The 12,033-nt window shown below is 63.6% G+C and carries 5 protein-coding genes; all 5 read left to right on the top strand.

Annotated features, from left to right (window positions below; all coding sequences use genetic code 11):
- Nucleotides 1-196 precede the first annotated feature (196 nt).
- The 5 genes from J3R75_RS12930 (at nt 197) to J3R75_RS12910 (ending at nt 11,951) form a co-directional block, all read left to right on the top strand.
- A complete protein-coding gene (locus tag J3R75_RS12930) occupies nt 197-1,927 on the top strand; it encodes a M48 family metalloprotease (RefSeq protein ID WP_307262150.1) in 1,731 nt (576 codons plus the stop codon).
- Nucleotides 1,928-1,997: 70 nt separating this feature from the next.
- Entirely contained in the window at nt 1,998-2,768 is a 771-nt protein-coding gene (locus J3R75_RS12925; protein WP_307262147.1) for a hypothetical protein, read from the top strand.
- A 67-nt stretch (nt 2,769-2,835) separates the two neighbouring features.
- The gene (locus J3R75_RS12920; RefSeq protein WP_307262146.1) at nt 2,836-3,471 is read left to right on the top strand and encodes a vWA domain-containing protein; all 636 of its coding nucleotides are present in this window, start codon (nt 2,836-2,838) and stop codon (nt 3,469-3,471) included.
- Nucleotides 3,472-3,486: 15 nt separating this feature from the next.
- Nucleotides 3,487-6,648, top strand: coding sequence for a trypsin-like peptidase domain-containing protein (locus J3R75_RS12915; protein WP_307262145.1), 3,162 nt, complete (start codon nt 3,487-3,489; stop codon nt 6,646-6,648).
- Nucleotides 6,648-11,951 (top strand): DUF4062 domain-containing protein, encoded by a 5,304-nt coding sequence (locus tag J3R75_RS12910; RefSeq protein ID WP_307262144.1) that lies wholly within the window; start codon nt 6,648-6,650, stop codon nt 11,949-11,951. Before J3R75_RS12915 ends, J3R75_RS12910 begins: the two co-directional genes overlap by 1 nt.
- The last annotated feature ends 82 nt before the right edge of the window (nt 11,952-12,033 follow it).

The raw sequence follows: 12,033 nt of genomic DNA, 5'->3' as shown, positions 1-12,033 counted from the left end.
TGTACTGGAATAGGCAGTACGAAAAAGAGGACGTCGGGACAGGCAGCGAAAATACTCGCACGGTGCCCTTGCACAGGTTCAGACCATCGCCTAGAGTAAAAAGGCAAGAACGGTACGCCCTGCTGAACGGAGGGGGACGCCGACCAAGGCAAGGCTCTCGCACTAGGCAGCCGAGAGGGTCAGAAGGGAATAGCCAATGGGCGGAACAGGGGTGCGGATCGCGGTTCGGGCGCTGGCAGCGGGGTGTCTATGCCTCGCGCTCGCCGGTGTCGCGCGCGAGGCGCAACCCGGTCCCCGGGCGGCGGATCTTCTCCGGCTGCATGGGGGGATGGCTGCGGATTCGCCACCGGCCCGGCGGGCGGCGGCGGTGTTCGCCCGAATCTATGCCGTGGCCGACCGCAGCCCCGGCCTGCCGCCCCTGGCGGAGGATGTGCTGACGCTGCTGGAGGGACCGGGAAGCCCGCTGGTGCTGGCCCTGCCGGACGACCGCATCGCGGTCAACCGGGCGGCCGTCGCGCTCTGCGTCGAGGGGGTTTCGGAGGCAGTCGGCGACACCCGCCTTGCGTTTCTGCTGGGCCACGAACTCGGACATCTGACCCACGGCCATTTCCGCGACCTGCGTCAGGCCCGCACCGCGGCGGCGCACGGTGCCGCGGACGCAGTGGCGGTTCTGCTGGACGGGACGGACGCCGCCCTCGCCTTCGCCGACGGGAACGGCCTGGATGCCGAGCGCCGCCGGGCTCTCGCCCTGCGCCATTGCCAGGCCAAGGAAATTGCGGCCGACCAGGCGGGCCTCATGCATGCCGCGCTGGCCGGCTACCAGGTCTGGCGCTTGATCGAGGGACCGGGCGGGGAGGACTTCTTCGACTTCTGGATGTCCGCCCTCGGCCGTCCGGTCGGAGATGGCCGCCATCCCGACGCGCGGACTCGCGCGACGGCCCTTCTGGCGGGTCTCCGCGACATGCAGGAGGCCATGGCCACCTTCGACGCCGGGCTGCGGTTGGCGAGCATGGGGCAGACCGAACTGGCCCTGGCCTTCTTTTCCGCCTTCCACCGCAGCTTCCCGTCCCGCGCGGCCGCGACGAACATCGGAGCCTGCCATCTGGCGCTCGGTTGCCGTCTGCTGCCGGGGGACAACCCTCTGCGCAGGCACGCCGGAACCGTTATGTGGGACTCGGGCGAAAGCCAGCGCCAGGCATTGGCGCCCATAGCCGAGATGCCAGCGGGGGATATCCCCGAAGCCGCCGCCGCCCATTTCCGCCAGTCAGCGGCGTGGTTCGCCCGGGCCGCCGCCGCCGACCAAGCCTATGCCCCCGCCAAAGCCAACGAGGCTCTGGCCCTGGCTTGCCTGGGACCCGCCTTCCGGGAGCGCGCCGTCCAAACGGCGCGCGAAGCCATCCGTCTTGACCCCTCCCTCGCGGCCTGGCTTGGCAGCCTGCCAGGCACCACCGTCCCGCCGTCCCCTGCGGCTCTTCCGCCCGCCACCAGCGACGTGGGCATGCCGGACTGGAGCGGGCTTACCGTCTGTGCGACCGCCTGTCTCGACTCTCTGCCGGCGAACTGCGGCACCGACCTCCTGCGCGACCAGACGGCGGCACTCCGCCTGCGGCAATGGGGTGCCTTCGAGCGCGTCTTCTGGTGGGGTAATACCGAGTGCCGGGTGGTGAGCCGCAACGGCATCGGGCTCGTCGTCGTCGTGGACGACCGGGTCGTGCTCCGCTCCGTCCTTCTCGCCCAGTCCGGCCCGGACCCCGGGCAAAACAAGGGCAGCGCAATAGCGGGCAACGCCCCCGGCGAATCCATGCGGACCGAGGCGGAACTCGAATTCCGCCGCCACGGAGACCGGGGAGGCCTCTGGCAGGCAAGCAGGCTCGTCGAAGTCTGGGAGTGCCAGCCACCGCCGGAGCCACCCGAACAAGAACGCTAACCAGTATGAAATCCGCCTCCCAAGGCGAAGGACGACGTATGCCAACACCGCAACCAAGGGGAAACAAGAGATGAAACGGATTCTGCTCGCCATCACCGCCAGCATCGGGCTCTACGCCCTTGCCGCGCCGCCGGACAACGGCAAGGCCCCCTTTGCCCCGGCCGGGGAAGGAAGTCTGCTGGCCGTGCCCGACTCCACGCTGATGCTCGGCAATCTGCTCCGGCATGTATCCGCCGCCGAACTGACGGCCGCTCTCCCCGCCGGGAAGGGCGATCCGACCTATGGGTTCTCCACCAGCGTCTCCCGCGAGAGCGGCTCGCTCAAGCTGGGCATGCTCATGGCCGACCTGAAGGTGGCTGTCACGGCCGCCGACAGCAAGCGCGTGCAGCAGACGGCGGTGAGCCTGATCGGTGGATTCCAGGCCACCGGGGCACCCGCCGGACTGGCCATCGCGGTGAGCCACACCGCCGACGTGGCCAGATCCGGGGACTTCGACGCGGTTCGCAAGGCCGCCATCCCCATCCTCGACCAGTGGCTCGAAGCCTTCGTGGAGGCGGAGGGGCAGCTCGTCCACTATCGGCTGGGGGAATGGACCGAAAGCACTCTTCTGGCCCTGACGGCGGCCGAAACGGCGGAACTCCCCTCTGCCGATCTGATCCTCGGCGGCCTGCGGACGGCAAGCGTCTTCCTCGCCGAGATTGGGAAGGACAAAGCCCCCCCGGAAGGGATGGCAAAGGCCCTCGGGACTTTGGCCGAACTCGGTGCCAAGGCTGAGCTTGACGCGCGTGATGTCAAGACGGCGCGCAAGGCGCTCGCCGACCTGGCCGCGTTCGGCGGCTGAACCGAGGCGTCGGCACCTGCCACCCCCCGCATCCATGCAATCCATGCCACAACGGAGCTTCCATTCCATGAAAATGCTGCGGAAACTGTTTCTTCTCGCCATCGTCCTGGCCGGGACCACGGCCACGGCCTCCACTCCCATGATCAACTGCCTGCTCCTGGGCGCCACCAGCTCGGTGTCCGAGGAGGATTTCCAGAAGGAGCGCCTCGCCGCCATCAAGTTCATTACGGCCTACTATGTCCGCGCCCAAAACAACCCGGCCTGCCGGTCCGACTGGCTTTGCGTCAACTTCTTCGGCGGGGACGATGACTACACCGGAATGCCGTTCTTCAAGTGCGACGACGAAGAGGCAATCCAGCGGGTCGTCAAGCAGATCGCGACCATGCCCCACCCGAAGTACAAAAACTCTTCCGTGTACACCGCCATCGGCAGGGGGCTGTTGGAGTGCATGGAGAAGGAAAAATCTCTATCCGGCAAATATGCCAAGAACATCATCATCGTCACGAGCGGCCAGGACAATTCGTCCGACCCGGGACTGGTAGAGAGCATCAAGAAGTCCTTTCCCAACCGTTACGCCAGCCTCTGCATCATCGGGGTCGGCTCCAAGGCGAATATGGCGTCGCTCGGACCTCTCGCGGATATCTGTATAAATGTCGACAACTTCGACAATCTGCTGATAGCCCTGATCCTGGCAGGGCAATAGATAGGGGAATAAAGCATGCGAATCTGCACCAACCCTGACTGCGGCCAGCGCGTGGCCGAAACGGTCGAGGTCTGCCCCGCCTGCGGCACGGCATTGCCCGCCACGCAACGCGCCGTGCCCGGCTACGAGTTGCTCGGGTTGGTGCGCGAACGCCTCGGCTACAGCGTCTGGCGGGCCCGGCGAGAGGCCGACGGTCGGCACGTCTGCCTGCGCCTCTACCACCTATCCGGGAATGGGGACGACGTTCTGGAGCGGGCCCGCGCGATTCTCGGGAAAGTGGCTGCCGCCCCCGCCGAACTCGTCGTTCCGACGCTCGACTTCCGCCTGCTCGACAGCGCCACCGCCCTGCGCGCCACCCCCTGGGAGGAGGTCCGTTCCTGGGGAGATATGCTTGGTCCCGACCGCCTGTTCCGCGATCCCCGGCAGCGCCGGCCGTGCCTCGAGCTCATGCAGGGAATGGCACGGTGCGTGGCGGCCCTGCACGAGGCGGGGCATCTGATGCCTTTCATGACTCTGGACGACTTTCTGCTGGTCCGGGATGCGGCAGGTGTGTTGCAGGTCCGGCTGGATCCCAAACTCACCCGCTTTATGCCTCTCGCGACCGACGACGACGGCCCGGATGCCGCCCGCCTGCGCCGCCTGCACCCGGACCTGAATGCCGAGCGCCTGCTGGACCAACGCAGCGACCTGTGGTCGCTGGGGCATCTCTTCCTCGACCTTTTCACGGGCACCGACCAGCACGACGACTATCAGGCACTCGCGGACGGCATCTACCATCGCTTCGAGCCGGTCGTCCTGCACCGCAAGCTGAGCGCCTTGCTGCGCCAGATGGTCGAGGACGATCCCAGCAAGCGTCCATCCTCCGCCGATTCCGTGCTCGCCGCTCTGGCTGCGGTAGACGACGCGGACCTTGCCAAGTGGGCGAGATTCGAGAAGGACCCCGGGCGCAACCGGCGGCTGCTAAACCGGGTCTTGGCCGTCGCGGCGGCGCTTGTTGTCGTGGCGGTCGTCCTCGGCACCGTGCTGTACCACCGCTTCTCCACCGGGATCGACGAGACGCGGCGGACCACCAGCGCGGCTGTCGCGAAAGTGGAGAGCCTGGTCCGCGACGGGCAGGGCTTTGTCGACGCCTCCGCCAAAGAGGCCGTGCGCCAGGCGCTGGCCGATATCCGGCAGGCATCCCCCGAGCAGCGTGCCCAGGCCGTCCTCGCCCGCTACAGCCGGTCGGTCGCCTTCGTCCAGACCGAAGGGTGGCTGGAGATCGACGGCAGGCGGCTGGCCATTGCGTCCTGTGAAGGGACCGCGTTCCTGGTGACTTCGGAAGGCCATCTCCTCACCAACCGCCACGTCGTCACCCCATGGCTGGGAGAGTCGGAGGTCGCCGATGCCTATGCCGAACTCCGGCGGAGGAGACTTGGTTTCCGGTTCGGAGTCACCTACCGGCTCTGGTTCGATGGCGACGAAGCTTTCCGCCCCCTGAGCACTGGGAATAACAGCGACAAAGCGGAGGACAAGTACCGTCTCGACACCGCCTATGCCAGCGGCAACGTCCACCGGAACGTGGTTGTCGCCGGGGTGATGGTGCCGCCGCAGGACGTCCCCACCGCCCTTGCCTCCTGGATGCAGGACGACGTCGCCGTGCTGAAGATCGACCTGCTCCCCGAGGGGGCCGTCCCCATCCCCCTCCGAGCCGGGGAACCGCCCGTCCGCGGCACCCGGGTCCTGGCACTGGGCTACTCCAGCGGACGCGACGGAAACGCGGACACCCGAGCGCTCGCCCGCGCCTCCGAAGGCAGCGTCACCCGCGTTTTCGCCGATGCCATAGCCACCGATGCCGATCTTCACCCCGGCAACAGCGGAGGGCCTGTCCTGGACCTGGACGGCTATGTCGTCGGGATCGCTTCCCAGCTCCACAACCGCCCTGGCGGCGGCCTCCAGACGGCCATGGGGAGACTGCTTCCGATCGATCTCGCCAACGGTTTTCTCCAGAAAGTGCGCCATGATGTTCCGGTCTGGGACGGGTTGCCCCCCGAAGCGTTCGAACCCGAAATGCGCACCGCCCTGGCGGCGGCCGATGCCGGCGACTGGGCCACCGCAAGAGGACTCGCCTCTGTTCCCGGGGTGGCCGCCAATCCGGAGGTCGCCCAAATGGCGGCCATCCTCTGCTACACCCCCGACGGCTTCACCCCGGAAGGGCACCGCCTCCTGGAGCGGCTCGCCGTCCTAGACCCCGAAGTAGGCTTTGTCCACCTCCTGCGCTACTGGCACGACTGGCGTGCCGGTGTGCCCGAGCCGGACCGGGCCGCCCGCGCCCTGCTGCTCGACGCGCCCTGGCACTCCCCGCTCGAACCCTACGGCCAGGGCGTCCGTATGCTCGAAGGCACCCTCGCGCCCGGAACGGCGGCGGAGCAGGCCGAGTCCGCCCCCGAACTGGCCAACGCGCTCTGGATCGACGGCACCATGGCCCAGGCCAACCGCGACCCGGCGACCGCGCACGAACGCTTTCGGATCGCGCTCGGCGCCATTCCCCCCGAAGACAAACTCACCTCCTATTTGCTGCGCTGCTCCCTCTGGCATGCCGGGGACCATGGTCGGCAGGTCCCCGCTCCCCCATCCGCCCGCCCCCAGCCCGCCACCGGCAAGGAAATGCTGGCCGCCTTCGAGGGAGTCCTTCTCGACGGAAGCCCCGCCGCTCCCGCCGCCAATCCGGGCACCGCCAAGTTCGACCTCCTACCCAAAGTCTTCCACGCCGCCCAGCGCGGGGAATGGGAGCGGGTCCGCATTGCCTGCGACCGCTACCTTGCCCTCCCGCACCGCGAGAGCGCCAACATTCTGGGGGTTGGCCTCCTCCGCTGCCAGGCCATCGGACTTGCCGGCAACAAGGCGGCCGAGGCAAAGGCCCTCGCTGAATTCCGCGCCGGCATCGCCAACGGCTGGTACCGGCAGATCGCCGACTGCCTTCTCGGCACCACCGACCCCCAGGAGGCGTTGAAATCCGTCGCGGGCAAGCGCCCCGAGACGATCACCCTCGGCCTCGCCCTCGGTCTCCGCGCCGAGCGCGACCAGGACCGCGAGGCCGCCATCAACTGGTACAACCTCGCCCTCGACACCTGTCAGGCCAACTGGCTCGAATACGAACTCGCCCAGGAACGCCGGAAGGCGGTGAGGAGCAAGTAATGGCAATGTCGATGCCCGTCGCCAACGAGTCTGTCCGCGTTTTCATCTCCTCCACGTTCCGCGACATGCACGCGGAGCGTGATCATCTGGTCACAGTCGTCTTCCCGGAACTGCGCGAGCGGGTCGAACAGTTGGGGCTGGTTTTCTTCGACGTGGACCTGCGCTGGGGCGTGCCGGAGACCGGAGTCGATGGGGAGAAGGCCAACTCCTGGGAATACTGCAAGCGATGGATTGACCGCGTCGAGCCGTTCTTCGTCTGTATGCTCGGCCAGCGCTACGGCTGGGTGCCCCAACCGCACGAGATCAGGGACGGCGAGGATCGCAAGCTCTGGGGCGGACGATCCGTCACCGACATGGAGATCCGCCACGCCGTCCTCAGCCGCCGGGTCCTCCGTCGCAGCAGCTTCTACTTTCGAGTGACGCTTGTCCCCGAACCGCCGCATACCGATCCGGCCATCCACGGCGAGTTCGTCGATACCGACCCCATTTCCTGCCGTAACCTGGAACAGCTCAAAGCCGATATCCGTACCTGCGGTCGCCCGGTGCGCTCCTACACCCCCCGCTGGACCGGGAAGTCTTTCGAGGACCTCGACGCCTTTGGCCACCTCGTCCTAGACGATCTCTGGTCGGGCGTGCTGCGCGACGAACGCTACGTGGGCAAGGACGTCTGGCGGCGGGCGCTCGATGCCGATCCCGATGCTGATCCGCGATACACAGACGAATCCAGGCCCGTCCCCCCCGACCTTGCGGCCAAACTTGTGGCGCTCGCCAAGCCGCCTCCACAAGACACCCTGGATGCCGAACGTGAACAGATGGACGCTTTTGCCCAAACCCGTCTGCGCTGGTTCCAAGGCCGAACGCAGGAGCTGGGGCAACTGACGGACTTCCTGGCCTCGACTGACGAAAACGCTCCGCGCCTCGCCGTGGTTGCTGCCGCGCCGGGCCAAGGCAAGTCCGCCCTTCTCGCCAAACTCGCCAAACTCGCCGAATCCCCATCCACTGATCCCAGTTCGCCACTCGCTGTTCACACACCACTGGTCGTCAAGCACTTTGTCGGTGCCACGGAACGCTCCGCAACAGCCCATACGCTCGTTGAACGCCTGATCGGAGAACTCGACCGCAGCGGCATCGCCTGGCCCGCAGACGGGCAGAGGAAAGGCGAAGAAACAAGACGCGATTTCGACAGCCTATGCGTACGACTACGGCAACGTCTCGGCGACTACGCGGGCGAACGCCGCATCGTCATCCTGATCGACGCGCTCAATCAACTCACGGATGGACACGATCTCCATTGGCTCCCGAATCGTCTGGGGCCGGGGGTGCGGGTGGTCGTCAGTTGTGTTGAGGTGGCACCCCCGTTAGCAGTGCCGGCTTCAGCCGGTCCGGATCGCCTGAAGGCGGGATTGCAAGCCAGCGGTTCACCGTCGGCCGGGTTTGCTGAAAGCGCCGAACAGCGCGTCCTCCGCGCTCTCGCCACGCGCCAACCGGCGCCGCTGCGCGTGCCGCTCGGCCCGCTGACGGAAGGCGATATTCGCACCATTGTCGTCGACTACCTCAAGGAGTACTGCCACGAACTGGACCGCCAGCATCTGGATGCGTTGTGCGCCATCCCGCAAGCGCGCAATCCGCTGTACCTGCTCGTGATGCTGAACGAACTGCGGACACTGGGTGGCAACGACCTGAATGTGATCGTGCCTGCGCGCATAGCCTCGATGTCCCGCGACTTCCCTGACACGGTAGCCCTGTTCCGTTGGGTGCTGCAGCGGCTTGAAGTGTTCAACGAGAAGGCGCCGGATGCCGTGAAGTGGTGGTGCCTGTATCTGGCCCATGGCCGTGTCGGTATGGCTAGCCACGAACTGGCTGACTTGCTTGTCCGAAAACTCGGGCCGACCGCAGCGGCTACGGCCCAGCGCATCGAACGCGGACTGCGCCGGTATCTCCTCCGTCGAGGCGGACAACTCGATTTCTCCCACAGCCAACTGCGCCAAGCGGTGTTCGAACAGTTCGGAGAACCGGTCTCGTGCAGAGACGCGGAGGCGCAGAGCCAGACAACCGAGGTTCATGGTGAGATCGCCGACTACTTCGTTGTCGCCGCCAAGGGAACCAACCCGAAGAAGGAATGGGAAACGGACAATGTTCGCGGGTTCGGCGAGTGCGTCTTCCATCTCACCAAGTCGGGACGGTACGAACAAGCGGCTGGACTTCTCACCTGTTTCCCGTTCCTCCTGCACAAGTGCCGGATTGGTATGCTCGATGGTGTGTTCGAGGATTACGACATGGTTCGCCGTGAAGTACCGGTGGAACAGGTGCGACGGTTGGGGCCTTGGGCCGACTTTTTTCGCGAAAAGGCACACATCTTACGGCGTGAGAGTAAGGAATGGCCCGCGCAAAAGATATTTCTGCAACTAGCGATTGAGCACGCAGGCAACAGCCCGCTGTCCGGTGCCGCCAAGGAGTGGCAGGATGACAATGGCTGTGAGTGGACATTGTTGTACGACATGAATCGGCCATCCCGTTTGTATTTTGATCCTTGTCAACTGGTGCTAGATGGGCACAGCGCGGATGTTACCGGGACCATAGAACTGCCTAATGGGAAGTTGATTTCCTGGGCGGACGATGGCATGTGTATACTATGGGATTTGGAATCCGGCAGAAACCTAGAGACCTTCAAGGACTTTGGAACAAAGAATAACTGGTTGGTCGGAGAGCCGGGAGCACTTTTCTTGCCTGAGGGACAGGTTCTGTTGTGGGCAAACAGGCCGGAGATTCGCCTATTGGATCTGGCCTCGTGCAAGCAGCGCGAGGTGTTTCGGCACCATGGCCGGAACTGGAGTGATGTCCGCGGCGTATTACCTTATCGTGATGGCTTGTTCGTTTCCTGGGGAGAGGATTGCTGCGTTCGCGTGTGGAGGCTGGATAGCGGAGAGGAACTCCGTTGCCTACAGACGCGGGACTGGGTGAAGGGCGGCATGTTCCTACAGGACGGGCGCTTCTTGGGATGGGGTGGGGAGGATTGTGAGCACGCCCTCTATATCTGGGATCTGGAGACTGGTCGGGAATGTGCCAAAATGCTCGGACATACAGGCAAAATCCGGGCCGTGATTCAGATGCCATCAGGGCACATCCTGTCAAGAGCTGACAACGATACTTATAGAATATGGACGACGGAAGGGATAGAGATTCCCCGGGCAGAGTTCCCGGAAGAAACGGCCTTTCACCTGCAAACCCTCATGGGCATCCCGGTCAGCGGTCAGGTACGACAGGGTGAGAACGGGCTACGGGGGGTGCCTCACAACCGGTCAGTTGTGAAGATGATCAACGAGAAGGCACCATTTTCCTATCCCAGTTGCCATGCGGATGGGTTCGTGCTACGCGCCAACCACGATACCGTCTTGTGGGACAGCGAGTACCTCTATACACTCAAAGCTGACGGACTGGTCATGTGGCGGTTCCTTCTCGCGGAGGAGGTGACCAATGCACAAGAGTTTGGCCCACTCGGCGGACTGATTGATTTGCCCGATACCGGAATCTGTTTTTGGGCTGGGAAAAGTGGATGGATTCACAGTTCCGATGGCGTGTTCCGACTGGATGGGCATACGGACATAATCTTGGGAATGCGGCAACTTTCGGGAAAACACAATCATAGTCTTCTGTCTTGGTCTCAGGACGGAACACTCCGTATCTGGAATGCCAGGACCGGGGCATCTGAGCACGTTTTATATGGACATAATGGCAGAATCAAGCATGCTGATGAACTCTCGGATGGGAGAATACTCTCTCGAGGATGGCTGTGGACTTCCACGCGAATGTATGGCGAATACCAGCAGGACGATAGCACAGTCAGGGTCTGGCAGGTTCCGAAGCCCGAACAGGAGACAGCCCCTGAAAACATAGCAATTCACGGTATGGTTTGCACCCAGGAAAACCGGGCCATGGCGTACGGTGTTAGCCGAACGCCTGCAGGGACGCGGAACTCACTCTGGCTTGTCGATGCTGACGCTGACCTTAAGGTGCGAAGTCTTCCTTCCCTTTCTGGCGAAGTTACCAAAGCAAGAGCGACCAGCGACGGCAAACATGTAGCGACACTCTCCAAGCATCCCTACTCGCTTGCTTTCTGGGATGCCACGACTGGCGAAAAGTTGGCGGAACATGAAATCCACGGTTCCGTCTGGGGCCTAGCAAGCAAGTGGGAAAACCTCTTCGCCACAGTCGCGGGCGATGCGATTACGTATTGGCGTCCGAATACAGGACTGCTCCGTTCTTTCGCACTGGACGCCGATTGCGAGGAAATTCGTGCCCTTCCAGACGAACGGTTACTGTTCTATCCGAAGTCCGGGACGCCGAGCGTAATTTCGCCTAACTCCGATACGGTAGTCCATCTTGAGAACTGTAGCCAGCCCGCCGAAGGGGGAGTTCTATTGAATGAGAACACCTGGGTTGCTTGGACAGCTCATACGATCCATGTCTGGGAGTTGTGTACCGGCAGAGAGCTGGCCTCGCTCTCAGGCATGCGTTTCCCTGAGACCAACTTCTTAAGGGATGAGCCCTGGCTTGCCTACCAGCCAGAGGAATCAGTTAAGGCATTGAGCAACGGCTTACTGCTATGGTCTGTTCCCTATAGCCGGTACAGCTTTTCAGGCGAGGAATGGCTGGGGAGTCTGGGCGTTTGGAACTACAAGACAAAAGCATCTGTTATCTTGGAGAAGGAGGATGCAATTTCCTCCGCGTTCGAGACGATAGCCGGTTCCATCGTTGCCTTGCCGCTTAACGGGAATGATGCCCGTCTTTTCGACATCAACACAGGGGCCCTAACTCGCAGGATCAGGCACGATACGAATGTCATGGGCGGTTTTCACATCGGAGACGGCGAAATCGTGACATGGGCAAAGGACGGCTGCTTCAGCCGGTGGCAGTCCTGCACCGGCCGTCTGTTGGCGCAGACGTACCTCCCCAACGCTGAAACGTTGTCCCCGCGTTCTCTGCGGGTTTGTCTCGTCAAAGGAGCACGATCTCCCCTGCTACAATGTCTGGCAGGTCCTCAGCTTGCCTTGCTCGATCTCTGGGCGAATCCGCCGCAGTGGGTGTTGTGGCATTGCGAGTACGACATAAGCAACTGCGTGCAAACATCGCTTGACACCTACCTGCTGACTGAGCCATGTGGTGTCCACATCCTCAGACTTAGCCAGAACAATATCGCGAGATCACTCGCAGTCCCCCGCTTGGTCGAGGCCAACGGAGCGGAGAAGTCCAGCCCCAGACAGGGCCCTTCGCTTAGTCAATTGAGTGGTTGGTTCATGGCATAGATCAAGGCTCTGTTGAAGAGGGAAGTCTGAATGTCACATCGAAAACTGTGGTACTACCCCAAATTCTGCAGGCATGGTGTAT

The organism is Oligosphaera ethanolica (genome assembly GCF_030814695.1).
Lineage (GTDB): Bacteria > Verrucomicrobiota > Lentisphaeria > Oligosphaerales > Oligosphaeraceae > Oligosphaera > Oligosphaera ethanolica.
This window is presented reverse-complemented; position numbering and strand designations above follow the sequence as displayed.

Bases quoted from the DNA above. Each gene is read 5' to 3' on its own strand.
- J3R75_RS12910 (WP_307262144.1), top strand. From the start codon at position 6,648: ATGGCAATGTCGATGCCCGTCGCCAACGAGTCTGTCCGCGTTTTCATC.
- J3R75_RS12920 (WP_307262146.1), top strand. From the start codon at position 2,836: ATGAAAATGCTGCGGAAACTGTTTCTTCTCGCCATCGTCCTGGCCGGG.
- J3R75_RS12930 (WP_307262150.1), top strand. From the start codon at position 197: ATGGGCGGAACAGGGGTGCGGATCGCGGTTCGGGCGCTGGCAGCGGGG.
- J3R75_RS12925 (WP_307262147.1), top strand. From the start codon at position 1,998: ATGAAACGGATTCTGCTCGCCATCACCGCCAGCATCGGGCTCTACGCC.
- J3R75_RS12915 (WP_307262145.1), top strand. From the start codon at position 3,487: ATGCGAATCTGCACCAACCCTGACTGCGGCCAGCGCGTGGCCGAAACG.